General features: G+C 55.8%; 22 protein-coding genes and 1 tRNA gene. 9 read left to right on the top strand and 14 right to left on the bottom strand.

The window, feature by feature from the left end; all coding sequences use genetic code 11:
* Positions 1–102: 102 nt before the first annotated feature.
* Entirely contained in the window at positions 103–1,902 is a 1,800-nt protein-coding gene (locus IE156_RS06705; protein ID WP_189391759.1) for an autotransporter outer membrane beta-barrel domain-containing protein, read from the top strand.
* 85 nt (positions 1,903–1,987) lie between these two features.
* Here IE156_RS06705 and IE156_RS06700 read toward each other — a convergent pair whose 3' ends face one another.
* Entirely contained in the window at positions 1,988–2,629 is a 642-nt protein-coding gene (locus IE156_RS06700; protein ID WP_189391758.1) for a DsbA family protein, read from the bottom strand.
* Positions 2,630–2,968: 339 nt separating this feature from the next.
* Between IE156_RS06700 and IE156_RS06695 the strand changes: the two genes are divergently transcribed.
* Positions 2,969–4,582, top strand: a complete 1,614-nt coding sequence (locus IE156_RS06695; protein WP_189391757.1) for an ABC-F family ATP-binding cassette domain-containing protein — start codon at positions 2,969–2,971, stop codon at positions 4,580–4,582.
* 126 nt (positions 4,583–4,708) lie between these two features.
* On the opposite strand, the gene IE156_RS06690 is transcribed toward IE156_RS06695, so the two are convergent.
* The 10 genes from IE156_RS06690 to IE156_RS06645 all read right to left on the bottom strand — a co-directional run bounded on the left by IE156_RS06690 (position 4,709) and on the right by IE156_RS06645 (position 13,802).
* On the bottom strand, positions 4,709–5,485 hold the full coding sequence (locus tag IE156_RS06690; protein WP_229841070.1) for an aminoglycoside adenylyltransferase domain-containing protein: 777 nt from the start codon (positions 5,483–5,485) through the stop codon (positions 4,709–4,711).
* 420 nt (positions 5,486–5,905) lie between these two features.
* On the bottom strand, positions 5,906–6,997 hold the full coding sequence (gene ychF / locus IE156_RS06685) for a redox-regulated ATPase YchF (RefSeq protein ID WP_189391756.1): 1,092 nt from the start codon (positions 6,995–6,997) through the stop codon (positions 5,906–5,908).
* A gap of 128 nt (positions 6,998–7,125) precedes the next feature.
* Positions 7,126–7,944: a CPBP family intramembrane glutamic endopeptidase gene (locus tag IE156_RS06680; RefSeq protein WP_189391755.1), complete on the bottom strand. Its 819-nt coding sequence runs from the start codon at positions 7,942–7,944 to the stop codon at positions 7,126–7,128.
* Positions 7,945–7,947: 3 nt separating this feature from the next.
* Positions 7,948–8,544 carry an aminoacyl-tRNA hydrolase gene (gene pth / locus IE156_RS06675; protein ID WP_189391754.1) on the bottom strand — a complete coding sequence of 199 codons (597 nt, stop codon included), beginning with the start codon at positions 8,542–8,544 and terminating at the stop codon, positions 7,948–7,950.
* Positions 8,545–8,671: 127 nt separating this feature from the next.
* Positions 8,672–9,268, bottom strand: coding sequence for a 50S ribosomal protein L25/general stress protein Ctc (locus tag IE156_RS06670; protein WP_229841068.1), 597 nt, complete (start codon positions 9,266–9,268; stop codon positions 8,672–8,674).
* Positions 9,269–9,365: 97 nt separating this feature from the next.
* Positions 9,366–10,316 carry a ribose-phosphate pyrophosphokinase gene (locus IE156_RS06665; protein WP_189391752.1) on the bottom strand — a complete coding sequence of 317 codons (951 nt, stop codon included), beginning with the start codon at positions 10,314–10,316 and terminating at the stop codon, positions 9,366–9,368.
* A gap of 106 nt (positions 10,317–10,422) precedes the next feature.
* Positions 10,423–10,499, bottom strand: a tRNA-Gln gene (locus IE156_RS06660).
* A gap of 5 nt (positions 10,500–10,504) precedes the next feature.
* The gene (gene ispE, locus IE156_RS06655; protein WP_189391751.1) at positions 10,505–11,443 is read right to left on the bottom strand and encodes a 4-(cytidine 5'-diphospho)-2-C-methyl-D-erythritol kinase; all 939 of its coding nucleotides are present in this window, start codon (positions 11,441–11,443) and stop codon (positions 10,505–10,507) included.
* Positions 11,444–11,463: 20 nt separating this feature from the next.
* The gene (gene lolB / locus IE156_RS06650; RefSeq protein ID WP_189391750.1) at positions 11,464–12,060 is read right to left on the bottom strand and encodes a lipoprotein insertase outer membrane protein LolB; all 597 of its coding nucleotides are present in this window, start codon (positions 12,058–12,060) and stop codon (positions 11,464–11,466) included.
* Positions 12,057–13,802, bottom strand: coding sequence for a tetratricopeptide repeat protein (locus IE156_RS06645; RefSeq protein WP_229841065.1), 1,746 nt, complete (start codon positions 13,800–13,802; stop codon positions 12,057–12,059). Before IE156_RS06645 ends, lolB begins: the two co-directional genes overlap by 4 nt.
* A gap of 122 nt (positions 13,803–13,924) precedes the next feature.
* Here IE156_RS06645 and mutM point away from each other — a divergent pair, with 122 nt between their 5' ends.
* The 6 genes from mutM (at position 13,925) to fahA (ending at position 20,400) form a co-directional block, all read left to right on the top strand.
* A complete protein-coding gene (gene mutM, locus IE156_RS06640) occupies positions 13,925–14,752 on the top strand; it encodes a bifunctional DNA-formamidopyrimidine glycosylase/DNA-(apurinic or apyrimidinic site) lyase (RefSeq protein ID WP_189391748.1) in 828 nt (275 codons plus the stop codon).
* Between the two features lie 154 nt (positions 14,753–14,906).
* The gene (locus IE156_RS06635) at positions 14,907–15,863 is read left to right on the top strand and encodes an MBL fold metallo-hydrolase (protein ID WP_189391747.1); all 957 of its coding nucleotides are present in this window, start codon (positions 14,907–14,909) and stop codon (positions 15,861–15,863) included.
* Positions 15,864–15,887: 24 nt separating this feature from the next.
* A complete protein-coding gene (locus IE156_RS06630) occupies positions 15,888–17,561 on the top strand; it encodes an FAD-dependent oxidoreductase (protein WP_189391746.1) in 1,674 nt (557 codons plus the stop codon).
* Entirely contained in the window at positions 17,549–17,758 is a 210-nt protein-coding gene (locus IE156_RS06625; protein ID WP_189391745.1) for a DUF2783 domain-containing protein, read from the top strand. The genes IE156_RS06630 and IE156_RS06625 overlap by 13 nt, the downstream gene beginning before the upstream one ends.
* 15 nt (positions 17,759–17,773) lie before the next feature.
* A complete protein-coding gene (gene hmgA / locus IE156_RS06620; RefSeq protein WP_189391744.1) occupies positions 17,774–19,078 on the top strand; it encodes a homogentisate 1,2-dioxygenase in 1,305 nt (434 codons plus the stop codon).
* On the top strand, positions 19,075–20,400 hold the full coding sequence (gene fahA, locus IE156_RS06615) for a fumarylacetoacetase (protein ID WP_189391743.1): 1,326 nt from the start codon (positions 19,075–19,077) through the stop codon (positions 20,398–20,400). The genes hmgA and fahA overlap by 4 nt, the downstream gene beginning before the upstream one ends.
* Positions 20,401–20,563: 163 nt before the next feature.
* Here fahA and IE156_RS06610 read toward each other — a convergent pair whose 3' ends face one another.
* On the bottom strand, positions 20,564–21,250 hold the full coding sequence (locus IE156_RS06610) for a phosphatase PAP2 family protein (protein ID WP_189391742.1): 687 nt from the start codon (positions 21,248–21,250) through the stop codon (positions 20,564–20,566).
* A gap of 21 nt (positions 21,251–21,271) precedes the next feature.
* The gene (locus IE156_RS06605; RefSeq protein ID WP_189391741.1) at positions 21,272–22,687 is read right to left on the bottom strand and encodes an FAD-binding oxidoreductase; all 1,416 of its coding nucleotides are present in this window, start codon (positions 22,685–22,687) and stop codon (positions 21,272–21,274) included.
* 129 nt (positions 22,688–22,816) lie between these two features.
* Here IE156_RS06605 and IE156_RS06600 point away from each other — a divergent pair, with 129 nt between their 5' ends.
* Positions 22,817–24,205: a phosphomannomutase/phosphoglucomutase gene (locus tag IE156_RS06600; RefSeq protein WP_189391740.1), complete on the top strand. Its 1,389-nt coding sequence runs from the start codon at positions 22,817–22,819 to the stop codon at positions 24,203–24,205.
* A 147-nt stretch (positions 24,206–24,352) separates the two neighbouring features.
* Here the strand turns inward: IE156_RS06600 and IE156_RS18530 are convergent, their stop codons facing one another.
* Positions 24,353–25,468, bottom strand: a complete 1,116-nt coding sequence (locus IE156_RS18530) for a glycosyltransferase family 4 protein (RefSeq protein ID WP_308430473.1) — start codon at positions 25,466–25,468, stop codon at positions 24,353–24,355.
* Positions 25,469–25,649: the final 181 nt, after the last annotated feature.

Below are 25,649 nucleotides of genomic sequence, written 5' to 3'. Positions count from 1 at the left end.
TATTTCACCCAAGTCCCTCTTCCAAACTGAGCACCACGATAAAAAAAGCACAGGACTGTTCAGAAAATGTCACTCGGGGACTCTTTCTTTATTGGCTGATCCATGAAAAAAACTTGTCTCGCCTTGGCTTTACTGGCCCTACACACTGGCACACAGGCCCAAACTTTCTCCAATACCTACTTTATCGGTGACAGCCTGAGCGACAGCGGCCAATTCGGCTCCCGTTTCACCACCAACCCTGGCCAGGTCTGGTCGCAAGTGCTGGCGCAAAAACTGGGAACCGGGGCTGACCCCAGCAGTCAGAGCGGCAGCAACTACGCCGTGGGTGGCGCTCGGGTCGCTGTGGATGAGCTGCTTGACCCCACTAGCGCTCCGGGCCCCACCAACCCGCCCCTGCCCGCCATGACGACACAAACTGCACAGCTACTGGCTGCGCACAACGGGCGTTTGGACGGACAAGCGCTGTACAGCGTGTGGGGTGGCGCCAATGACCTGTTTGCCGTAGTGCAAGATCCGCTCAATATGTCCCAAATCGTGGCAGACTCCGTGGGCAATCAAGCAGCATTGATCAATACACTGTCACAAGCCGGTGCGCGCTACATTCTGGTCCCCAATATCCCCGATCTAGGCATGACCCCGGAATTTTCCGGCTCGGCTATCGGCGCTGGAATAGCCACCTTGCTCAGTGACACTTACAACCAAGCGTTTACTCAACAATTAAATAGCAGTCCAGCCAACATCATTCCGATGAACGTTTCGGCACTCTTGCACGAAGTCGCCGCGAACCCGCAAGCCTATGGTTTTAGTAACGTCAACACGGCAGCCTGCGGCAGTGTGTCCTCCCGCCTGTGCACACCAGCCGATCTGGTCGCTCCCGGTGCAGACCAAACGTATCTGTTTGCCGATGGCGTACACCCCACTGCAGGTGGCCATGCTGTCATTGCCGACTATGCCCACGCCATCGTCAGCGCTCCCAGTCAGGTTGCCATGCTGGCCTCCGCCGCGAACACGGTCGGTCAAATGCAAATGCAGCATATTGATCGTCGTCTGCAAACAGTGAGCTCATCGCAGGACAAGGACTTGTCGGTCTGGTTCCAGGGAGAGGCGGTCAACCGCAATAACAGCAGCGCGAACTCACGACTGGATGGTACACAGGCAGCATGGAAACTGGGTTTGGACAAACGCCTAGATGATTGGACGGTAGGTGCCTACCTCTCTTACGAAAATCTGGATGGCGATACAGACGAAGAAGGGACCTACAGCCAGAAGCGCCAGTCAGCCGGTCTGTACGGGCGCTGGCAGTCCGATAATCTGTGGGTCAACGCTCAGATTTTCTACAGTGACCTGGATAACAAAACTCGTCGCCATCTGCGTCTGGGCTCTGCCACGCGCGAGCACCAGGCCAAAGCGGGTGGTAAGCAGTACGGCGGTAAGATCAGCACGGGCTACGACTGGCAGGCCGGGACGGTTACCCATGGCCCACTGTTGAGCCTGAGCATGCAGAAATCCAAGATCAAAGCCTTGTCGGAAGATGGTCAGGGCCTATCCACTTCGATGGGTTTTGATGCTCAGGATCAGACCTCAGTACAAAGCAGCCTGGGCTACCAAATCAACGTGGCTGTCAGTAATCAGTGGTCCGTGTATGCCTCCGCAGAGTGGCTGCACGAATTCAAGAAACCCGCGGAACAACTGGGTGCGCGCTTGCAGGATGGCGTCTACAACAGTCGCCACTTTTACCTGCCCACCGGCCAGGAACGGGTACGCGACACAGGCCTGCTGGAACTGGGTACGGTGGGTCAGCTAAACAGCAAGTGGTCCCTGGGGGCAGGTGTCAGTACGCAAGTCGGTAAGGCCACCAGCTCGCAAACTTCGCTGTACCTGAATACGGCTTACCGCTTCTAAGTCTGTTTATCTTCAAACTTATTGCGGCATCCGGGCGTACCCTGGATGCCGCAATAGCAAGCTGTCTCGTATACCTGAGTTCTGATCAGGCCAGTAATGAGTCCAAGGTCTGATTCAGCGTTGCCAGAGGGGTGCCGACAGCCGGTAATTGCGTCACTTTTCGGCCATCAACAAACAGCAAGGTCGGGTAGGACTGCACGCCCAAGGCCCGCGCCAAAGCAAAGTCCGCCAAGGCTTGCTCCTTGCCAGAGCCATCGGTCAAATGACGCCGCACGGCCTCCACATCCAAACCATTGGCAGCGGCGATCTCCAGACAAACCTTCTGATCAGACAGACTGCACCCATTCAGGTAAAAAGCCTGCTGCAGTTCGTGTATCCAATGAATAGCCCGCTCGGGATCCTGGTCACGTAACACCGCCACCGCCGTCGCCGCATCCAGTGAATCCATGACGGTCGTGCCCTCCTCTGCCAAGGCTTTATAAGCGGCCCCAAAGGTCGCCCCTGTCATCTGAGCGATACGTTCGTTGGACTCGGAAATATAGGGATAACGGGACATAGGAGCTGCCCGGTCGCCCACGAACAGACCTCCCGAGACCGCTGTAAAGGGAATACGGTGCTTGTTGGCCGCCTCGAACTCAACCATGCGTTCGGCAAAACCCCAGCACCAACCGCAATACACATCCTGTACATACACAATCGAACGGGCGGGTAAATTGAACGTGTTCATGACATTCCTTCAAGACAATGCGGGGTTCTCGGAACCAAGGAAACCTGCTTGATAGTGGGTGCTGCCAGGATCAAAATCATCCAACAGGCACGGCGCGTATGGCTCCACTTTATTCAATAAAAACCCATAAATAAACGTCTTTTTTTAAGGCTGGATTTACATCAAACTACTGACGCCGTCTTTGCCCTGAAAGCCAAATGCTTTTATAGTGTGGCTTCGACTCATTTCCCGCGAGGTCTTCGTCCAATGCGCCACTAATGCCGCCGTCTCTTCGACGGCCAGTCTCGACCCGCCCCCACTACGCAGGGGGAGTTCTTGGCATTAATGGAAGCATCACGTATGACGAATCCTTATCTGACGCTGGAAGGCGTGTCCTATACCTTGCCACAAGGCAAGACTCTGTTTTCCCACCTGAACGAAACTTTCGACTCGCGCCGCACCGGTTTGGTCGGGCGTAATGGCGTGGGCAAAAGCATTCTGGCGCAAATCCTGGCCGGACAGCTCCAGCCCAGCAGTGGCCGTTGCCTACGTTCAGGCAAAGTCCATTATCTGGCCCAGCAAGTGGCCCCGGTCAGCGGCTTGCGCGTGGCTGATTTAGCAGGCGTAGGCCCGACATTGGATGCTCTCGGCCGAATTGAGACGGGCAGCAGTGCGGTGGAAGACTTCAATCTAATCGAAGACCGTTGGGACATTAGACAGCAATTACAAGAAGCGCTGGAACGCAATGGCCTGGGGCACCTGAATGCTGAGACGCCTGCCGATACATTAAGCGGTGGGCAGGCCATGCGGGTGTCCCTGATCAATGCCCTGTTATCGCAGGCGGATTTCTTGATCTTGGACGAGCCCAGCAACCACCTGGATCGGGACAATCGTCTTGCCTTGATCGAGCAACTAAAACACTGGCCCCACGGCTTGCTGGTGGTCAGCCATGACCGCCAACTGCTGGACACGATGGAACGCATTGTAGAGCTGTCGTCTCTAGGGCTGCGCAGCTATGGTGACAATTACAGCCACTACGCCGAGCAGAAAGCGCAGGAGCACCAAAACGCTCTGGATCAACTGGAACACCGCAAGCTGCAGAGACAGCGCGCAGAGAGCAGCATGCAGGAGCAGCGCGAGCGGCAGGAGCGTCGACAAGCGCGGGGAAATCAACAGGGCAAACAAGCCAATCAGGCCAAGATTCTGCTGGACAGACAAAAAGGCCGTAGCGAGGCCACGACCGGCAAGCTGCGCCAGCTACATGCCGCCAGCCAAAAGCAGCTTGCCCAGCGTGTACATGAGGCCGCTGAATTAATCGACAAAGACGAGACCATCAATCTGCATGCCCTGCCCTTGATGCCCTTAACACGCCAGCGTGTGGTGGAACTAAATGACGTACAGCTGCCTTTTGTCCCTGCGCATCAGAAACCGATCAATCTGCTATTAAGTGCTCAACAACGTGTTGGCGTCATCGGCCCAAATGGCTGCGGCAAATCCACTTTACTCAAAGTCATTACTGGACAACTGGTGCCCTTGGCAGGCAGTTGTAAAGTCGTGCCTCAGCATGTCTATCTGGATCAAGGGCTTGCCGATCTGGACCCTCAACAATCCGTGTTGGAGCAAATACAGGCGGTCAACCGCAAAAGCAGTGAAGGTGACTTGCGTATGCGTTTGGCACAGCTAGGCTTGGATGCGCAGAAAGTCACAGGCCCCAGCAGAGCCTTAAGTGGTGGCGAGCGCCTGAAAGCCGCTCTGGCCTGCGTGCTATACGCCGATCCACCACCGCAATTGCTGCTTTTGGATGAACCCAGCAACCACTTGGATCTACCTTCCACATTAGCCCTGGAGTCGATGTTGAGTAGCTACCAGGGCACGATGGTGGTGGTGTCACATGACGATGCTTTTATGAGCAATCTTGGACTGACGGAGCGGCTGGAATTTAAGGAAGATGGATGGGTATTGCGGCCTTGCTAAGGGTCGGAAAACACAAGAAGTACAAGGTACGGCTATAGGGCTGGTAGAACTGATGAGTGGCTAAATGCAGGTTGACTAATGCTTGGCGCCCAGCCCTCTCCACAAAGATCACTTTAAGCGGCACATTCACAAAACTAGCTTGAGACGTCTCACCAAATCCCGCGCCAGTTTCTCCACTTCTTCGGCCCTGCTCACCCAGTTGTCCACCACCTTGCCTAGATAAGCCAAGCGCGCATGCTCCAAGATGTCTGCCAGCTCAGGGCTCAGCAGCGGAATCGCCCACTCCGCTGCCTGATCCTTAGTCACAAAATCCCCTTGAACTGCGGTTCGCCACATCCGCGCCAAGGTCAGTAAGACATTGCGCTCGTCCCCCTCCAACCCTTCGCACAGGGACTCCAGGCCATCTCGCATCGCTTGGCGGATAGACGCCAGAGACGTAAGCGGTACAGTCGTCAGCACATCCTGCCCACATAGCAGGCGCGCCTGTTGACGGGCCTGGGCCAGAAGCAAGGTGTATTCAGGGTCAGCAGCCGTCTCTGACAGCTCCCCGGCCTTGAAGGCATCCCGCAGCCATTCACCGTAGATAAACTCCACCTTGGCGGGATAGGTGTTACTTTGAAGATCCGATAGACAGCAAACCACTAACTCGATGCACCGCAGGCCGCCCGGCGTAGCAGGATGGGGAGCGGAAACTGAGAGTAAAGCCGCAATCAAATCCTGACGTTGGGCATCTGACAAAGGCGCATCGACCACAGCCAGTAAATCCAGGTCGCTTTGCGGCTGAAGCCCTCCGGTCACAGATGAGCCGTGTAGATAGAAGGCCCGCAAATTAGCGCTCAACGTACGTTGAACATGCGCCAAGACGGTGTGCAATTGATCGCTGTGACTTTCCAGATCTGACATCAAACAATATCTCTTCAAAAGCAGAGTTGGGCGCATGAGAAAAGCATCATGCCCTCTTCGCAGTCCTTATGAATCTCTGTACATTGCCTCTTGCTGATCAACTGAGCCAAATGGACTTCTGACACACTCAACACATAAGCGACTGCCTGTTTGAAAGCTGTTTCCTCAATTCGCACGGTCTCTTTACGCAGAGCCATATGCAAAGAAGGCAGGCTCGTTGGGGCAGTAGAAAATAACTATGCGAAACCCAACGGACCTACAATGCCCTGCTTGCGGGCAAACCGCTCGAATCACGCATTTTTAAAAACTCCCCCTACCGCGACGAGCTTAATCTATACACCAGGTGTTATAGAAAATAGCAAAAAAATGGCAGGTCTCTGATTTCAGAGGCCTGCCACTTGGACACCCGATTGAAGACGCTTAGACGTTAAACAAGAAGTTCAGCACGTCGCCATCTTTAACCACATACTCTTTGCCTTCAGCGCGCATCTTGCCTGCCTCCTTGGCACCTTGCTCACCCTTGCAGGCCACAAAGTCGTCAAAAGCAATAGTCTGTGCACGAATGAAGCCACGCTCGAAGTCGGTGTGGATCACACCCGCTGCTTGAGGGGCCGTATCGCCCACACGAATGGTCCAGGCACGGACTTCTTTCACACCAGCGGTGAAGTAGGTCTGCAGGCCCAGCAAGCTGTAGGCGGCGCGGATAACGCGGTTCAAACCGGGCTCTTCCATGCCCAGGTCGGACAGGAACTCGATCTTGTCAGCATCGTCCAATTCAGCGATTTCAGCTTCCACAGCAGCGCATACAGCCACCACAGGCGCACCGTCAGCAGCTGCGTAGTTCTGCACAGCTTCCAGATGCGGGTTGTTGGTGAAACCGTCTTCTTTCACGTTAGCCACGTACATGGTGGGCTTGGCCGTGATAAAGCCGTAGGACTTGATCTGGTGTAATTCCTCTTCGTCCAGCTTCAGCGAACGCACGGACTTGCCTTGACCCAGGGCTGTTTCGATACGCTCCAGCAAGGCCACCAGCTTGCTCGCATCTTTGTCGCCAGAACGGGCCAGCTTATGATTGCGGTGTACCGCTTTTTCTACGATACCCAAGTCAGCCAGAGCCAGTTCGGTGTTGATGATTTCGATATCGGCCAGAGGATCGACTTTACCGGCGACGTGAATCACGTTGTCATCGGCAAAGCAGCGCACCACGTGCACGGTAGCATCGGTTTCACGGATATTAGCCAGGAACTGGTTACCCAGGCCTTCGCCTTTGGACGCACCTGCTACCAAACCGGCGATGTCTACAAACTCCACCACAGCAGGCAGGACACGCTCTGGGCTCACAATCTGTGCCAGAGCATCCAGACGCGGGTCTGGTACTTCGACCACACCCACGTTAGGCTCGATAGTGCAGAAGGGGTAGTTTTCAGCCGCAATGCCGGCTTTGGTCAGAGCGTTGAACAGAGTGGATTTACCAACGTTGGGCAGGCCAACGATGCCGCATTGCAGTGCCATGAGTATCCTGAAAATCAAAGAGTTATAAAACGATGCGCTATTGTAGCGCCCTTGGGCGCTACAGAGCCCGCAGGTGGCTCAGAACAGTCGTGTCGGGGACACAGGATAGCGCTTGAAAACGGGCGTGCTTAAACAGGAATGCCGTCAAAGAGCTTGAGCAAACCGATAATCAGCAGGACCGGGCCACCATTGAAGATGGCGTGCAGCACAATCGAGGCGCCAATGCCTCGACGCACACGCAGCCAAGCCAGCACCAGCCCCGTCAGACATTGAGGCAACACCAGCATGGGCAACAAGAACCAGCTCATGCTGTTGAGTTGGAAGTTATACAGATGCAGCGCGCCAAAGGCCAAGGTCGCCCCGTAGAACACCCATGGGAACCAGCGCCAATAACGTCGCATGGAAGAAAAACGCCATGCCCGCCCTTGCAGCGCACCCAAAAGCTTGCGCCACCAAGAGCTGTCCACAGGTAGTGCTGTACGTGACATGCCGGTATAGCGGCTGATCCATATCGCCAGTCCCAGCGCCAACAAAGCCTGCATGGCCCAACTAGGCCCTTGGAACATCAGGAACACCGCCAGCGGGACTACCGTCAGCCATTGAGAAGGTCGCCGCAGAACAAAGCGGAAAACTAGTTCCTCAACAATAGGGGCCCAGATAATAGCTTGCACCCATGGAATATTAGTAGGGTCCAGGCGATGTTGAGCACCACCCGCCCCCGCCACTGAGACCGCAATTGGGCCCAGCACCAACGCATTGATCAGCCACAGCATGCCCGCCCATTGCAACATGCGTTTCCAGGGCAAGGGAGCAAACCAATCCAGATACCAGCCATCCCCTTGCACTCTGCCGGGCAAACGCCGCGCACTGCGAGGGTTACGCAGGAAATGGAAGAAGTCTTTAAGCTCATCCCGAAAGCGCATCTGGCCACCTGCCACTGGCTTCATGCTTCAGGCCTTCTGCGGCGCATGAAGCTGCCGAGTCGCCTGCTCAAAATCCCCACGCAACAAGGCAGGCATCATGATGCGGCAACGATTCATCCCATCTTCAATCTCGCGCAGTTCTTCGTTGCGAGGGGTATGCAATACAAAGTTCACGACTTGCTGAGCCAAGCCCAGGGTACGCGGATGGCCGATACCCAGACGCAAGCGCCAGAAGTCCGGTGTACCAAACGCGGACTGGATGTCGCGCAGGCCATTATGCCCGGCGTGTCCACCACCTTTTTTCATCTTGACCTGACCGGGCAGCAAATCCAGCTCGTCATGCAAGACCAAAACCTGCTCGGGCTTGAGCTTGTAAAAACGCATCAAGGCTCCGGCTGCCTGCCCAGATTTATTCATGAAGGTAATGGGTTTGGCGATGATGACGTTCTCACCCTCAAAGCGCGCCTTGGCCACCCAGGAGAAAAAGGATTTTTCCAGGTTGAAGGAGGCATGCAGATCATCGGCCAACTGGTCAGCCAGCCAAAAGCCAGCATTGTGGCGGGTGGTTTCGTACTCGGGGCCAGGATTTCCCAGGCCAACAATCAAACGGATAGGCTCAGACATGAATGTTTTCGCAGGAAGCGGCTACACCACTAAGGTATAGGCACAAATAACAAACCCCCGCCAGCATACGCTGACAGGGGTTGATTCGCCAAGCTGCAAGCCGACCGGAGCCGGCTGGCAATCTTGATTACTCGGCGCTTTCTTCTGCTTCTTCCGAAGCAGCGGCACCACCAACTGGCAGAGCAGCAGCCAGCAGAGGGTTGGTATCGTTGCCAGCGTAAGTCACGCCCAGTGGCAGCTTGATGCTTTCCAGGTGCAAGTTAGCGTTGGCAGTCATGTTGCTCAGGTCCACAGTGATGGATGCTGGCAGGTTGCCTGGCAAGCAAGTGATTTCCAGATCAGTCAGGATGTGGCTGATAACCTGGCTGCTCAGCTTGACAGCAGGAGACACATCGCCACCTTCAAAGTTCAAAGGAACTTTGGTGGTGATGGCTTGCGAAGCCAGAACGCGTTGGAAATCAACGTGCAGAACTTGCTGCTTGTACGGGTGCCACTGAACCGAGCGCAACAGCACTTTTTCAGCCTTACCGTCCAGTTCCATCGTCAGGATGGAAGCGTGGAAGGCTTCTTTGCGCAGGTTGTGGTAAGTCTCGTTGTGATCCAGAGAGATCACGACGGGCTGTTCTTCGCCACCGTAAACAATTGCAGGAACTTGGCCAGCGTGACGCAGGCGGCGGCTCGCACTCGTACCTTGTACATCACGCGACGTAGCGGTGAATTTCATGGGAAACTCCATATTGCAGGGCCATCAGACCACTGCTAAAAAACGGTAGTGACCTACCTAGTTGACGTGTGCCGCGACCAGCACACGCTATAAAAACTTAATCGCTGAACAAGGAGCTGACAGATTCGGCGTTGGAAATACGCAAGATTGTCTCGCCCAGCAGAGCTGCACAGGACAATTGACGGATCTTTGTGCATTCACGTGCCTTGGCGGACAAAGGAATCGTGTCCGTGACAACCAGCTCGTTCAATTGGGAATTCGCAATACGCTCGACCGCTTCGCCCGAGAGCACGGGATGCGTACAGTAAGCGTAAACCGCTTTGGCACCGCGCTCTTTCAAAGCTTCAGCCGCTTTGCACAGCGTACCGGCCGTATCCACCATGTCATCCATCAGGATGCACGTGCGTCCGTTGACGTCACCAATGATGTTCATGACTTCAGAGACGTTGGCGCGCGGACGGCGCTTGTCGATAATAGCCAGATCCACTTCCAGCTGCTTGGCCAGTGCACGTGCGCGCACCACACCGCCGATATCAGGCGAGACCACAACCATATCCTGGTAGTTACAGCGCCAGATATCGCCCAGCAAAATGGGGGAAGCGTAGATATTATCGACAGGGATATCGAAGAAACCCTGAATTTGGTCTGCGTGCAGATCCATCATCATGACGCGATCAACACCGACCACTTGCAACATATTGGCTACGACCTTGGCAGAGATCGATACACGCGCCGAACGGGGGCGTCGATCCTGACGGGCATAACCAAAGTAGGGAATCGCTGCGGTGATGCGGCCGGCCGAAGCACGGCGCAAGGCATCGACCATCACCATGATTTCCATCAGATTGTCGTTGGTGGGGGCGCAGGTGGGTTGCAGAACAAAAACATCGCGACCGCGGACGTTCTCGTTAATTTCGACCATGGCTTCCCCATCGGAGAAGCGGCCCACCGTCATTTTTCCCAGCGACATATCAAGGTGGTTGACGACATCGACAGCAAGGCGAGGATTAGCCGTGCCGGTGAAGATCATGAATCGGTCTTGTGCCATGATAGGGAGATAGATTTTTGATGCAGGAAAAGCAAAGCTGTTGATCGGGACCTCGTTAAGGCAACGACTCAACAGCTTTACATTATCGCAGGCTAGGCCTGAAAGGTGGCTGGGGAAGAAGGATTCGAACCTTCGCATGCTGGAATCAAAATCCAGTGCCTTAACCAGCTTGGCGATTCCCCAAATACTTACTTTATCCAGTAGCGTAATGGATGATCTTGCAATCCAGAACAAACCCAAGTTTGTTCGACCAGCAATTTACCACTACTTGTTTCTGCGCTACCAGAAAAATCTATTTTACTGCGATTTCGGTCAATTTCAACTTGACCGTTCATGGCGCTTTGTTTGTCTCTGCACTCAACAAACAAACAAGAACCTGAGCCCGTCATTCTAGCATTCAATTTTAATCTTTGCAAACCCTGCTTCAAAACTTCTAAATCAGGATAAAGACTGAATGCGACTGACTCCAGATTGTTCCTGCCAAAATAAGGATTGTTGTCCTTGCCTTGCCAGAATTTTTCTTGCCAATCAGTAAAGAACGTCATTGTGGTGGGTTTTTCGTCTCGTGTCAAGCATTCGGAGCCGAATATTTTCCCCGTGGATATAAATTGCGGGGGCCGAATGATGAGGTAGTCCCGTGGCGGCATCTGAATGGCTTGCAACTGCTCGCCCACGCCTTCGGCAAAAGCGGCTTGGCCAAACACAAAAACCGGCACATCCGCCCCCAAGGGCAAGGCAATATCCATCAAGGCCTGACGGCTCAACCCTAGGCCCCATAAACGGTTCAAGGCGATCAAAGTCGTGGCGGCATCGCTGGAACCCCCTCCCATTCCCGCACCTGAAGGAATGTTCTTAATGCAAGCGATGTCTACACCCTGCTGTGTGCCAGTCGCCCGCTGCAAGGCACGCGCGGCTTTCACCACCAGATCTTGCTCGGGTTCTACATCGCTTAAGGTGGTGTGCGTCCGATGGATCTGCCCATCACTGCGCGGCACAAAGCTCAGGTAATCATTCAGATCAATGAAGCGAAAGGCAGTTTGCAGGAAGTGGTAGCCGTCTTCACGACGGCCCGTGACATGCAAAAACAAATTGATCTTGGCCGGAGCCGGGACATGATAGAGCGCCATTAGACAAACCTGCTCGGGCTTTATTGATCCACAACCAGACGCACACTAATAGAGCGGCTGGCTTCATGGCGGTTCAACTGCAACAAGCGCGGGCCTTGTTCATCGTAACGCGACAGCGTCACGCGCCAGCCCGACTGCTCAAAGCTGCTTAATTGTTGCTGTTCATCTAAACGCTGATTTTGAACGGCGGACGGCCCTGTCCGACCATGCAGCCAGTCACGTAAACCGGCAACCGGCACTGGGCTACCTAACACCTGCTCCACCAAGGCATCGGGATGTGAAGCCACTTCCTGACTGCCATCGGTACGTTCCAGCATGGCCTGACCAGGCAAGACCCAAACACGCGCCAAGGTATTACCCAAGGGATTGCTCAGGTCCAGCATCAGCTTGCGGCCATCATCGCGCCAGGAAAAACCACCCTGCACGGCTTCCACCTGGGAGCTAGCATGGGTCACGCTCAAGGCAAAACGACCAGAGCGTGACAGGGCTGAGTCGGCGGTAGCCGCATCTGTGCTGCCGACAGCCTCAGGTTTAGGAGGAGTTGCACAAGCGCTCAGTAAGGCTGCCAATGCCAGTGCGCCCGCACGAGCCCAGATTCGCTGTTTCAAGATACTCACGGCAGCGGTACTCCCAGGCGCTTGATGGCTTCAGTCAATGTGCGGTTCTCTGCGTCTTTGCTCAAGCCCGCGCGAAATACCAGCATGGCATCATCGCGGCGGCCCTTCACCCACAAGACTTCACCCAAGTGCGCCGCCACATCAGCCTCCGGCAAGCGCTCGTAAGAGCGCTGCAAATATTCCAGCGCCGCTTGCAAATCACCAATACGAAACAGATACCAGCCCACGCTATCCAGAATATAAGGATTGTCCGGCTCCAGCTCCATGGCACGTTCCAGCAAATCCTGTGCCTCATCCATACGGCGATTCTGATCCGCATAGGTATAGCCCAAGGCGTTATACGCATTGGCATGGTCTGGACGCAGCTCAATCACGCGGCGCATCAAGGTTTCAAACTGATCGTGCTTGGCACGCTGCTCGTAGAGCATGGCCAGGTTGTATTTGATCTCGGGACTGTCAGGCAATTCCCGGTCAGCGCGTTCCAGCGCTTCCAGAGCTTGATCCGTACGACCACTATCTTGATAGATAGAGGAATACGTCAAGGCCACCACGACTTGTTCGCTCATGTCGCGCGGACGAGAGTTTTCCAGGGTACGACGCGCCTGGGGCAAATTGCCCTGGCGAGCTTGCAAGACGGCTTTATGAATTTGGGCCTGAAAGCGCAAGGCGGGTTCTTCGATCAGATCCAGCTGACGAATCGCCTCGTCCATATTGCCCTGGGCTTCGGCAATCTGTACCAAAGACAGGCGTGCTTCGGAAATACTGGCCAAAGCGGTGCTGACGGCATCATTCAAAGACTGACGACGCTGTTGCTGGACCGTAATGTATTGCTCCAGCAATTGGCGAGCCTGATCGAACTCCTGGGCACGAATATGAATCTCGGCCTGGGTATAAAGCAGATCAAAGTCTTCGGGGTTAGCACGCTGCAAGGCGGTGACAATAGCCTGGGCCTCTTCAAACTGCTGACGCTCCACCAGGCGATTGGCTAACAGTAATTGCAGCTTGCGGCTGTCTGGATTGGCTCGCACAAAGTTGCGCGCGCTTTGCAAGGCAGCCGATGGGTCAATCTTAATACCGTATTCCAGCACACGCTGTGCAGCCGCTTCAGAATGCGGGTCCAGCTTCAGGGCTTCGCGGGCTTCACGCTCTGCACGCGCCATATCGCCTGCACTCAAGGCCGTATCGGCCAAGGCCAGACGGGCAATAGGAAGTGAACGCACCGGTTGCTGCAAGGCTTTGTCCAACACTTCCAGCGCCAGACGACGATCCACCATTTTGCTGACCATACTCATGGCTTGCACCACGGCCTGCTCTTTATCCTGGGCGCGAGAAATACGCAGCCACAAAGCATCAGCCAAACCTTCGGTCTGACCGCTGGAGGCTTCCAGGGCCAGGGCGGTAGCTTTGGCTTCAGGATCATTGGGTGCCAGCAAGGCCCATTCTTTGGCAGCACGCAAGGCACGCGCCAAGTCACGGTCAGCCATCGCATATTGAAAGGCGTTCTGAGCCAGTCGAGGATCGCTGGTGTCACGGGCCAGAGACAAAAAAGTCTGGCTGGCAACATCAAACTCGCCTCGCGAGGCAGCCACTTCGGCGACCAGAATGCGATACAGAATGTCCGGGGTCAGACCTACCAGGGGCAATTGCCCTCCGCGCAAGCGGATGGTATCAGCAGGCGGCTCCGCCTTGAGGATGGGAAGTGATGGTTGTGCTTGCACCGAAACCGCTGCAAGCAACGACATCAGGCCCAGCTTTAGTGCTAAGGTCAGAGCATTCATCCAGAAAAACCCGTGCCGTGATACGCGCGAAAAAACGCCCGATGGCACAATAAAGGAATCAGATTTGTTGATGGTATCACCCCCCCATGCCTGAACTGCCAGAAGTTGAAACAACTCGTCGCGGAATTGCGACGGTTATCCAGGGAAAAATTGTCCGGCAATTCCTGGTCCACGAGCCACGTCTGCGCTGGCCCGTGCCTGTCTCCTTACCCAAATGGATTGAGGGGCAGACTGTCCAGAGCTGCGAGCGTCGCGGCAAATACTTGTTGTTGCATTTTGAACAAGGCGTCCAGATCATCCACTTGGGTATGTCCGGTTCCTTACGTCGCGTGGCCCTGGATGAAGATCGTCGCAAACACGATCATGCGGAATGGATTTTTGATGAGGCCCGCTTCCTGCTGCACGACCCACGACGATTTGGTGCGATATTATGGCACGCCCATAGCGATGGCCCCCTGGAAAACCACCCTTTGCTACGTACTTTAGGCGTAGAACCTTTCGATCCTTTGTTTACCCCGGAGTATTTGCACCGGCACTTGCAAGGTCGACGCATCGTGATCAAACAAGCCCTGCTAAGCGGTAAAATTGTGGTCGGCGTAGGCAATATTTATGCCTCTGAATCGCTGTTTTTAGCCGGTATCCATCCAGAACTACCCGCAGGCGAAGTCTCTTTGCACCGCTGCGAAAAACTGCATGCGGCTGTCTTGAGCACACTGCAATCCGCCTTGGACTCCGGCGGCAGCACCTTGCGCGACTACGTCAATGCCAGTGGGGAACCAGGCGCTTACTTCGATATCCACGCCAATGTCTATGAGCGTGCCGGGAAACCGTGCTCGCGTTGTACTCAGCCTATCAAGCGCATCGTGCAAGGCCAACGGGCGACCTATTACTGTTCGCGCTGCCAGCGCCGCTAACCCTATTTATGACAGTGCCTGATGCCGGATAAGGCAGGCAGGCGCTCGTCTGCCTTGTCTGACTATTCCTACCTTATTCAGGTATTCACCTATATCTAACTGATTCGCCATAAACTAATCTGACTCCATCCCTATCGACCGTGGAGTCATTTTCATGAGCAAGTCCTTCGCCTCGCATAACGACCTGGAAGACAAAGTCGTTGCCTTTGAAAAACTGTCCGATAACGCCTACGCCTATACGGCCGAAGGTGATCCCAATACCGGCATCATCATCGGTGACGAGGCCATTATGGTGATCGACACCCAAGCCACCCCCGTGATGGCTGAGGACGTGATCCGCCGCATCCGCGAAGTCAGCGACAAACCCATCAAGTACATCCTGCTGTCGCACTACCATGCCGTGCGCGTGCTGGGTGCCGCCGCCTACGATGCGCAGGAAATCCTGGCCAGCCGCGACACCTACGATCTGATCGTAGAACGCGGTGAACAAGACAAGGCTAGCGAAATTGGTCGCTTCCCCCGCCTGTTCCGCAACGCAGAATCCATTCCTCCTGGCCTGACCTGGCCCACCATGACCTTTGAAGGTCACATGACGGTGGACCTGGGCAATCTGGAAGTCCACCTGATGCAAGTGGGCCGTGGCCACACCAAGGGTGACACCATTGCCTGGTTACCCAAGCAAAAAATCCTGTTTGCCGGTGACTTGGTTGAATATCAATCCACCCCGTATGCGGGCGACTGCTACTTCCGTGAATGGCCTCGCACGCTGGACCGTCTGGGCGAGTTCAACGCCGAGCAAATGGTGCCAGGCCGTGGTCCGGCTTTAAAAAATGCCACGGAAGTGCGTCAAGCCCTGGCAGGTACTCGTGCCTTTCTGACGGACTTGTACTCCAGCGTGCAGCAAGGCGCTGTTGCCGGTAAGGATTTGAAGACCATTTACCGCGAAACCTACGACTTCATGAAACCACGTTACGCAGACTGGGTCATTTTTGATCACTGCATGCCCTTTGACGTGTCCCGTGCCTACGACGAAGTCAACGGCCACGAAGACCCACGCATCTGGACCGCCGAGCGCGATCTGGAAATGTGGAAACAGCTCGAAGGCCAGTAAGACGCGCGACCAGGGAGAAAGAAAATGGGAGACATTAATTACCAGACCCTGGAGCTGACGCAAGCGCCCCCACCAGCTACCCACACTCGCCACCCTGTTGTGGTGGTGGGCGCTGGCCCGGTGGGGTTGACTATGGCCCTGGATCTGGCGGCTAAAGGCCACCGGGTCGTGGTTCTGGACGATGACACCAGTTTGTCCAAAGGATCACGGGCCATTTGCTTTGCCAAGCGCACCCTGGATATCTGGGACCGGCTGGGTGTAGGTTCACGCATGATGGAAAAAGGCGTGTCCTGGAATGTGGGCAAGGTTTTTTTTCGCAACCAGGAAGTCTGGAGTTTTAACCTGCGGCCCGAAGAAGGCCACCAGCGCCCCGCCTTTATCAATCTGCAGCAGTACTACTGCGAAGGCTACCTGTACGAGGCTGTCTGCGCGCAGCCGCTGATTGAACTGCGTTCCGGCCATAAAGTGCTGAACGTACTGAATCAGGCTGAAGGCGTACATCTGGATGTAGAAACCGAGCAAGGCAGCTACACATTGGAAGCTCAATGGCTGCTGGCCTGCGACGGCTCACGATCAGCCATACGCCGCGCCTTGGGTGAAAGCAGCAGTGGACGCGTGTTCAAAGACCGCTTCCTGATCGCTGACGTGCGCATGCAGGCCGACTTCCCGGCAGAACGCTGGTTCTGGTTTGATCCACCCTTTCACCCCAATCAATCTGTTCTGCTGCATAGCCAGCCGGACAATGTCTGGCGTATCGACTTCCAATTGGGCTGGGATGCCGACCCAGAGGAAGCCGTCAAACCAGAAAATGTGCTGCCCCGCATTCGCGCCCTACTAGGTGCCGACGCCCCCTTTGAGCTGGAATGGGTCAGCATTTACACCTTTGCCTGCGAACGCATGGAACGCTTCCGTCATGGTCGTATTCTGTTTGCTGGGGACTCGGCCCACCGTGTCTCGCCTTTTGGTGCACGCGGCGCAAATAGCGGCATTCAAGATGCTGACAACTTGGCTTGGAAGCTGAATCTAGTTCTGAACGCCCAAGCGCCCGACTCTCTGCTGGACAGCTACAGCCACGAACGCGAACTGGCCGCCGACGAGAATATTCGTCACTCCAGCCGCTCAACAGACTTCATCACGCCTAAAAGCGAAATCAGCCGCCTATTTCGCGATGCGGCTCTGATTCTGGCCCGCCGTCACGCCTTTGCCCGTGTGCTGGTTAATAGTGGTCGTCTGTCTTTGCCTAGCGCTTACCCAGACAGCCCCTTGAATACAGCGGACGAACACGAGTTCGCCCCACAGGCCACACCACTAGGCGCCTGCGTGCCCGATGCCCCTATCGAGCAAAACGGCCAGCAAGGCTGGTGGCTGGCTCAACTGGGTCGCGGCTTTACGCTACTGGAATTTGGTGAAGGCGCCAGCAGCCATCTGGAATCCGTAGACGAACTGGTCGCCCAAGGTTTGTTAACCCGTCTGCGCGTCTGGCCAGCTGGCACTAGCCCAGCACAAGCCCAAGGTGGCGTGATCGATAGCGAGGACAGGTTGCGCCAGCGTTACGACGCCCTGTCCGGCAGTTGCTACCTGATCCGCCCCGACCAACACCTGTGCGCCCGTTGGCGTCACCTGGATGGGCAAGCTGTCCAGGCTGCCTTACACAAAGCCTGTGGCCATTTCCTGGAGAGTGCTTCATGTCTACACTGAATACCGATACCCCCCTGGAACGAGCTGACGATTTCTACCAAATGTTGATCGACGCGCACCACGGCCTGAGCACGGCACAAAGCCATGCCATGAATGCGGCATTGGTGCTTTTGCTATGCAATCATGTCGGCTCGCTGGATGTGATCAAGCAAGCCTTGGATGCCGCCCGCCAGACCTGCCTGGAGCAGGCTGCCTGAATCTGGAGACCCACAATGAGCTCGTTGAATTATCAGATTGGTTTTGGTAACGCCTTTGCCACCGAGGCCCTGCCTGGTGCCTTGCCTGTTGGACGCAATTCGCCGCAACGCTGCCCCTATGGCTTGTATGCCGAACAATTGTCCGGCACGGCATTTACTGCGCCACGCGCCGAGAACCGTCGATCCTGGCTGTATCGCATTCGCCCCAGCGCCAAGCAAGGCGCATTTGCGGCATTTGAAGGGGCGCCTCATTGGAATGAAGACTTTGGCCAAGGTCCAGCCAACCCCAACCGTTTGCGCTGGAGCCCACTGACGCCACCCAGCACCCCTACCGACTTTTTGACTGGGGTACATACCTGGGCGGGCAATGGCAGCAGCGATTCACAAAGCGGCATTGCTATCCATCTGTACGCCATCAACCAGTCCATGGAACGGCGCGTGTTCTACAACGCCGATGCTGAAATGCTGTTCGTTCCCGACCACGGCCGCCTGCGTCTGGTCAGTGAACTGGGCATTATGGACATTGAGCCTTGCGAGATTGCCGTCATGCCCCGCGGTGTACGCTTCAAGGTGGAATTGCTGGACGATACGGCTCGCGGTTACTTGCTGGAAAACTTTGGTGCTCCACTGCGCTTACCCGAACTGGGCCCCATCGGCTCCAACGGTCTGGCCAATGCACGCGACTTCAAAACACCGGTCGCCTGGTACGAAGATATCAGCGAGCCCCATGAGCTGATCACCAAATTCACGGGCGGCTTCTGGGTTGCGCAACTGAGCCACTCCCCACTGGATGTGGTGGCCTGGCATGGGACCCACGCCCCCTACAAATACGATCTGCGCGACTTCAATGTCATCGGTTCGATCAGCTACGATCATCCCGACCCCTGCATATTCAGCGTGCTGACCTCGCCGTCCGACACGCCCGGTACCGCCAATCTGGACTTTGCGATTTTCCCGCCCCGCATTCTAGCCATGGAAAACACGTTCCGCCCACCGTGGTTCCACCGTAACTTCGCCAGCGAATTCATGGGCCTGATCCAGGGTGTGTACGATGCCAAGGCCGACGGCTTTGCGCCCGGCGGCTCCAGCCTGCACAATTGCATGAGCCCGCATGGCCCCGATGCCAGCACCTTTGACAAGGCCAGCAGCGCGGATCTGAGCAAGGCGGATTATCTACGCGGTACCATGGCCTTTATGTTCGAGACCCGCAAAGTCATCCGCCCCTCCCCGCAGGCCTTGCATAGCAGTAACCTGCAGGCCAATTACGATGCCGTCTGGGACGGATTGGAAAAACACTTCTCTACGGAAGCAAAGGCATGACCCGTATTTATCTGAATGACACACACGACCCCAAGCTGCAAAGCTGGGTACACGGCGCGAACGAGGCCGATAACGGTTTCCCCATCCAGAACCTGCCCTTTGCCGTGGCCCGTCGCCGTGACAATCAGGAAGACTTCCGCGTCATGGTAGCCATTGGCCCTTACGCGCTGGACCTGGGCCTGTTGGCCTGCGATACCCCCTGGAAAGGTAAGGCCGCTGAAGCCTTGGCCGCTTGCGTCAAACCGGCTCTGAATGCCTTGATGGCATTAGGGCAGGATCACTGGAGTGCCTTGCGCGTTGCTTTGTCGCACGACCTGCGCCAAGGCTCGTCCGCCGAATCGCGCCTGCGCCCCATGCTGATCGAACGCACAAAGCTGGAGTACGCCCTACCCGCACAGATTGGCGACTACACCGACTTCTACATTTCCGTGCATCACGCCACCGCCATCGGCAAGCAGTTCCGCCCCGATGCCCCGCTGCTGCCCAACTACAAATGGGTACCCATTGGCTACCACGGCCGTGCATCCAGCATTGGCGTATCCGGCCAACAATTCCCCCGTCCGCTTGGGCAAACCCGCCCGTCAGAAGGTCAGGAAGCACCCAACTTCGGTCCTTGCGAACGTCTGGATTTCGAGCTGGAAATGGGTATTTTGATCGGTACAGGCAACGAAGCAGGTCGCCGTATCCCTATCGGTGAGGCCAACGAACACGTCTTTGGCCTGTGCATCTTCAACGACTGGTCGGCACGTGACTTACAGGCCTGGGAATACCAGCCCTTAGGCCCTTTCCTGGCCAAGAACTTTGCCTCCACTATCTCGCCTTGGGTGGTAACACTGGAGGCTCTGGCCCCATTCCGTCGTCCATTCAGCCGTCCTGAATCCGACCCTCAGCCTTTGCCCTATCTGCAAGATCAGGCTAACAAGGACAGTGGTGTTCTGGACGTGGAGCTGGAGGTGTACTTGAGCACCGAACAGTCCCGTCAGCAAAAGAAAGACCCGGCTCTGCTGTCGCGCAGTAACTTCAAAGAAGCGTATTGGACCGTGGCACAACTGGTGGCCCACCACAGTGTGAACGGCTGCAATTTGCAAACCGGCGACTTGCTGGGCACAGGCACCTTGTCCGGCCCGGCCAAAGGACAGGAAGGCTCTTTGCTGGAAATGAATCAGGGCGGTAAAAACCCCATTGACCTGCCTTGGGGTGAACAGCGCAAATTCCTGGAAGATCAGGATGAAATCATTTTGAAGGCCCAGTGCCGTCAGGAAGGTTACCCGACGCTGTCTTTTGGCGAATGTGCCGGTCGCGTGTTGCCTGCCGTTCTTTAAGCTCAGGTCCGTAAAGGTCTGATTGGTAAGATGCGCTTGCCTGTCAGCGACACCCCGAAACCTCTATCTGGCTTCGGGGTGTTTTTACGTAACGCCTATCGCAGTGGGACTCGTAAACAAAAAAAGGGGACTTCAAGTCCCCTTTTCCAGATTCAGAAAGCCACTAGACGGGCAACTGCTTGCGTCTGGCCCAAGACCACAATATATAAAACAGCACGCAACCATACAGCCCCAGCACAGCGCCTGAAGCCAGCACCTGGCTAAGAAAATGGTAGCCCTGCATGATGCGCAAAAAGCCAAATACGAGGCCAGCGCTGATACCCAGCACAAAGCCCAAGGCCGCAAGTTTGCGGCAGCCTATCAGCACACCCACAAAAAACAGTGATAAGAGGACAAAGCCGGATGCGGCGTGCGCGCTGGGCAAGGCATTGCCTGCTTCGGCCCAGGAGTGCGCCCAAAAATAAGTAGGCATGGACTCCACGCCACCAAACATGGCCAGATTAAAGGGGCGTGGCATGGCAGTGAGATGTTTGAGCACACCGACTAACAAAGGGCCGCTGCCCATATAGAACGCCGCCCCCGCCCAAGCCAATTGGCGGCGAGAGCCTTGGGGCTGCCGCCAAGCCACAATCGCCCAAACGACCGCACCGCCAAAGGGAACGAACCACACCAGCCTGCGCCCGAACAAATCAATAAAGGGCTGCAAGCGCCAGGAAAAATCCTGTACTTGCGGATCGTAGAAATAGGCGCTGAGAGACAGGTCCGTCGCAGACCCCATCGTCACAAACGCGGCGATTCCTAAAACAATAAATAAGACAGCGCTAGCCAGGATATAAGGGCGAAAGAACATCTTAATACCAAACAACGGCAATCAATCAGGCAAAACTTTACCGGGGTTCATGATGCCCAAGGGGTCCAACGCCGTCTTGATTTGCTTCATCAAGCTCAGCGCAACCGGATCTTTATAGCGTGGCAACAGCTGACGCTTGAGTTGGCCCACACCATGCTCCGCACTGATGGAACCGTGGAAGCGGTGCACGCTGTCATGCACCAAGGTGTAAATCTCGTCCTGGCGCTTTAACAACTCTTCTTCTGTAAAGGCCGTGCCGCGTGCCACGTTGTAGTGCAGATTACCGTCGCCCAAATGCCCGAAGGTTACGTTTTCCAGACCGGGGAAAGCTTCTTGCAGAGCCTTATCCGTTTCGTGCACAAACTGGGACATCACGGACACCGAGATGGACACGTCATGCTTGATGCTTTTGCCATAGGCTTTTTCAGCCAGTGGAATGCTTTCGCGCAAATGCCAAAGTGCCTTGCTCTGCGCGATGGTCTCGGCGATCACCGCGTCTTGCACCAGTTCTTGCTCCAGCGCCTGCCCAATCACGGTTTCAAAACGCTCACGGGCATGTTCCAGGCTTTCGCTATCCGATAGCTCCAGCAAAGCGTACCAAGCCGCCTTTTCTGCCGGGCCTTGGAAAGGCATGCGTTGATCAGGATAGCAATGCAGCACAGCTTGCAGACAATTACCGGCGATCAGCTCAAAACCAGTCAAGGACGCGGCCAAGCCCTGGCGCGCCAAAGCCAACACCTGCACCGCATCTTCAATGGTGTTCAGCGCCAACAAAGCAGTGCACGACGCCACAGGTTGGGGGTACAGCTTGATGGTAGCGGCGGTGATGATACCCAGCGTGCCCTCACTGCCAATAAACAGATTACGCAGATCGTAGCCGGTGTTGTCTTTGCGCAGGCCGTGCAAGCCGTGCAGGATTTCGCCTTGGGCGGTGACCACTTCCAGGCCCAGGGTCAGATCTCGCGCATTGCCATAACGCAAAACTTGCGTCCCCCCCGCATTGGTCGCCAGATTACCGCCAATGGTGCAGCTGCCTTCTGCTGCCAGACTCAGGGGAAACAGACGCTGGTGATCTCTAGCCGCCTGCTGCACATTTTGCAAAATGCAGCCTGCCTCCACCACCATAGTGTCGTTATCAATGTCCACACTACGAATCTTGTTCAGGCGCTCCAGGGACAAAACCAATGCAGTGGCACTGTTATCCGGGGTCGCGCCCCCGCACAAGCCCGTATTGCCACCTTGAGGGACGATAGGCACCCGATGCTCGGCACACAAGCGCACAACCAGAGCGACTTCTTCCGTGCTCGCAGGCCGGGCAACCGCCACCGCCGTACCGGTATAGCGTCCGCGCCAATCCTCCAGATACTGCTGCATGGATTGCCCCGTCAGCACATGTTGCTGACCAATACGCTGTTCAAGTTCGTTTAGAAAAGTCATGACCCAAGCCACTCAAGAAAAACAATCAGGCGCTCTTGCTGTCGCGCTAAAGCTCTTAATGGTAACTCACGAAAGCCAGTGGCATTCGCGCTAAACTGGTTTCTTTGTTTATCTACCCAGGACGCAACAGTGACCCAAACCCCTGCCCTACCGACCGCTGTGTTCAAGGCCTACGATATTCGAGGCACCGTTCCCGAACAACTGAACCCAGACTTCGCCTATCAATTAGGCCTGGCCCTGGCGGCCTCTGCCCGCGAGCAGGCTGTTCAAACCTTGGTAGTGGGCTACGACGGTCGCCACAGCAGCCCGGCGCTGTCTCAAGCATTGCAAAAAGGGATTCAGGCCGGTGGAGTCAATACGGTCGATTTGGGCATGGTTCCCACTCCCGTCGTGTATTTTGCAGCCAATGTGCTGGAAACCGGCTCGGGCGTCGCCATTACAGGCAGCCACAATCCGTCCAATTACAACGGCTTCAAAATGATGATGGCTGGCAAGACGCTGCACGGCGACGATATCCAAGCCTTGATGAAGCGTATGCAAGCCGGTATTGAACCAGCGGCCCAAGAGGGTACAGGCCAGAAGAAAGACGTGCTGGATCTGTACGTCACCACGATCACTGAACGTGTGAAGCTGGCCCGCCCCATGAAAATTGCGCTGGACTGCGGCAATGGCGTGGGTGGTGTCGTAGCGGCCCGCCTGTTCAAGGCCCTGGGCTGCGAAGTGGACATGCTGTTTGAGGATGTCGATGGCAGCTTCCCCAACCATCACCCCGATCCGGCTGAACCACACAATCTACAAGACTTGATCGCCCATGTTCAAAACACAGACTGTGAAGTGGGCTTGGCCTTTGACGGCGATGCCGACCGCCTGGGTGTGGTGACTCGTTCCGGAGAGATCATCTGGCCTGATCGCCAGTTAATTCTATACGCACGCGATATTTTGCAGCGCGAGCCTGGCTCCACCATTATTTTTGACGTGAAATGCAGCCGCCACGTGGCCCTGGAAATTACCAAGGCCGGTGGTCAGCCTTTGATGTGGCAAACCGGCCATTCATTGATCAAGGCCAAACTGGCTGAAACCGGCGCTCCCCTGGCTGGCGAGATGAGCGGCCACGTGTTCTTCAAGGAAGGCTGGTACGGTTTTGATGATGGCCTGTACACCGGGGCCCGTTTGCTGGCGATTCTTTCGCGCGGCAACGATCCCACATCGGAACTGGAAGCCTTGCCCCAAGATCTGTCCACACCAGAGCTGAAACTGCCGCTGGCCGAGGGCGAACCTCATGCTTTGATCGCACGCTTGCAAAAAGAAGGCCGTTTCCCTAGCGCCAAGCAACTCAACACCATTGATGGCGTACGTGCGGAGTACTCGGACGGCTTCGGCTTGGCCCGCGCCTCCAACACTACACCAGTGATTGTGCTGCGTTTTGAAGCCCAGTCCCAGGATGCTCTGGATCGTATCCAGGCCGAATTCCGGACCGCTTTACTGGCTCTCAAACCTGATGCCGCTCTGCCTTTTTAAAAAGGCAGAAACTCGCTCCAGGCGCCAACGCAGTATAAAAAAGAACGGGCTGAACTGCTCACTCTAGATGGGACTTAAACCCAAAATTCCAGAGGCAGTTCAACCCATGCTTTTTAACAGATCAATCTAGGCCCAAAGCGGGAAAACTTAGCGGCTCAAGTACTGGTACAGATCCAGATGGGCCTCGCTGATACGTTCAATATCAAAGGCTTCTTCCGCTAAGCGACGGCTTGCCTCACCCATCGTCTGACGCCGGGCCGTATCCTCACCCAGTTCCATCACTGCCGTGGCCAAAGCTTGTGCATTGCGTACCGGTACCAATACACCCGTGACACCAGGCTCGATCGCATCCCGGCAGCCGGGCACATCGGTGGTGACAACCGCCCGTCCGCAAGCCGCCGCTTCAACCAGCGATTTGGGCAAACCTTCTCGGTAAGAAGGCAGCACGGCAATATGTGCTTGGGCGTAGAGCTGCGCAATATCGCTGCGTTCGCCCAAACACTCCACCACGCCCTGCTTCTGCCAGCTCTGCCATTCCTGGTCGCTGATGCTGGCTGGATTACCGGGATCTGGGCTACCTGCCAATACCCATTTGACCGGACTGCCTTGAGCCGCGCTGATACGAGCCGCTTCCACAAATTCGCGCACCCCTTTATCCACCAAGAGACGCGAGACCATCAAGGCCACAGGCGGGCCTTCAGGTTCCGGTAGGGCCTGGAACTCGTTCAAGTCCACTCCCGAACCCCGAATCAGGATGCACTGATCACGCTTGACCACACGATCTTCCAGCAAGACATCGCGATCATTGCTGTTTTGAAAAATCACGCGGCTATTGGAATGTCCCAAAGCCATGCGGTAAAGCTGCAAAGCAATCCAACGCACTGGGTCCACGGACTTGTCGCGCTTGGTAAACACATAGCCCAAACCGGAGACCGCTGCCAGAAAACCCGGCACACCAGCCAGCCGCGCGGCAATACCGCCATACAACACGGGTTTGATGGTGACGGCGTGCACCAGCTCGGGGCGTTCACGGCGAAACAGCCGCCACAACGCCCAGATGGTTTGCAGCTCTTGCAAAGGATTCGTCCCGCTACGTGTCATGGGCAAAGCATGGTGCTGCAAGCCGTTGCGCTCAATCTCTGACACGGCCGGGCCGTCCATGGTGGCCACGTGTACGTCATAGCCCTCTTTTTTTGCGGCCAGAGCCAGAGGCAAGCGATGCGACAGGAAAAATGCCGGGTTATTAACCACGAACATCAGCATGCGCGTCTTGTTACCGGAGTCATCTGTCAGCACATTCAAGGTTTGTCGACTACGCTTGCGCTTGGGCGGGTACTGTGCCGTCAAGGTTTTCCAAGCCTGCGTGTAGTTTTTGACCATACCTTCCAGAGAAAACAGGCGGGCAACGCGTTCACGCGCATGCTCGTGCCGAGCCTGCCAGGAA

This window comes from Alcaligenes pakistanensis (assembly GCF_014652815.1).
GTDB classification, from domain to species: domain Bacteria; phylum Pseudomonadota; class Gammaproteobacteria; order Burkholderiales; family Burkholderiaceae_B; genus Alcaligenes; species Alcaligenes pakistanensis.
This window is presented reverse-complemented; position numbering and strand designations above follow the sequence as displayed.

What these genes read in the sequence shown, in the direction of transcription:
- IE156_RS06705 (WP_189391759.1), top strand. Translation starts at nt 103, where the DNA reads ATGAAAAAAACTTGTCTCGCCTTGGCTTTACTGGCCCTACACACTGGC.
- IE156_RS06700 (WP_189391758.1), bottom strand. Translation starts at nt 2,629, where the DNA reads ATGAACACGTTCAATTTACCCGCCCGTTCGATTGTGTATGTACAGGAT.
- IE156_RS06695 (WP_189391757.1), top strand. Translation starts at nt 2,969, where the DNA reads ATGACGAATCCTTATCTGACGCTGGAAGGCGTGTCCTATACCTTGCCA.
- IE156_RS06690 (WP_229841070.1), bottom strand. Translation starts at nt 5,485, where the DNA reads ATGTCAGATCTGGAAAGTCACAGCGATCAATTGCACACCGTCTTGGCG.
- ychF (WP_189391756.1), bottom strand. Translation starts at nt 6,997, where the DNA reads ATGGCACTGCAATGCGGCATCGTTGGCCTGCCCAACGTTGGTAAATCC.
- IE156_RS06680 (WP_189391755.1), bottom strand. Translation starts at nt 7,944, where the DNA reads ATGAAGCCAGTGGCAGGTGGCCAGATGCGCTTTCGGGATGAGCTTAAA.
- pth (WP_189391754.1), bottom strand. Translation starts at nt 8,544, where the DNA reads ATGTCTGAGCCTATCCGTTTGATTGTTGGCCTGGGAAATCCTGGCCCC.
- IE156_RS06670 (WP_229841068.1), bottom strand. Translation starts at nt 9,268, where the DNA reads ATGAAATTCACCGCTACGTCGCGTGATGTACAAGGTACGAGTGCGAGC.
- IE156_RS06665 (WP_189391752.1), bottom strand. Translation starts at nt 10,316, where the DNA reads ATGGCACAAGACCGATTCATGATCTTCACCGGCACGGCTAATCCTCGC.
- ispE (WP_189391751.1), bottom strand. Translation starts at nt 11,443, where the DNA reads ATGGCGCTCTATCATGTCCCGGCTCCGGCCAAGATCAATTTGTTTTTG.
- IE156_RS06645 (WP_229841065.1), bottom strand. Translation starts at nt 13,802, where the DNA reads ATGTCGTTGCTTGCAGCGGTTTCGGTGCAAGCACAACCATCACTTCCC.
- mutM (WP_189391748.1), top strand. Translation starts at nt 13,925, where the DNA reads ATGCCTGAACTGCCAGAAGTTGAAACAACTCGTCGCGGAATTGCGACG.
- IE156_RS06635 (WP_189391747.1), top strand. Translation starts at nt 14,907, where the DNA reads ATGAGCAAGTCCTTCGCCTCGCATAACGACCTGGAAGACAAAGTCGTT.
- IE156_RS06630 (WP_189391746.1), top strand. Translation starts at nt 15,888, where the DNA reads ATGGGAGACATTAATTACCAGACCCTGGAGCTGACGCAAGCGCCCCCA.
- IE156_RS06625 (WP_189391745.1), top strand. Translation starts at nt 17,549, where the DNA reads ATGTCTACACTGAATACCGATACCCCCCTGGAACGAGCTGACGATTTC.
- hmgA (WP_189391744.1), top strand. Translation starts at nt 17,774, where the DNA reads ATGAGCTCGTTGAATTATCAGATTGGTTTTGGTAACGCCTTTGCCACC.
- fahA (WP_189391743.1), top strand. Translation starts at nt 19,075, where the DNA reads ATGACCCGTATTTATCTGAATGACACACACGACCCCAAGCTGCAAAGC.
- IE156_RS06610 (WP_189391742.1), bottom strand. Translation starts at nt 21,250, where the DNA reads ATGTTCTTTCGCCCTTATATCCTGGCTAGCGCTGTCTTATTTATTGTT.
- IE156_RS06605 (WP_189391741.1), bottom strand. Translation starts at nt 22,687, where the DNA reads ATGACTTTTCTAAACGAACTTGAACAGCGTATTGGTCAGCAACATGTG.
- IE156_RS18530 (WP_308430473.1), bottom strand. Translation starts at nt 25,468, where the DNA reads ATGCTGATGTTCGTGGTTAATAACCCGGCATTTTTCCTGTCGCATCGC.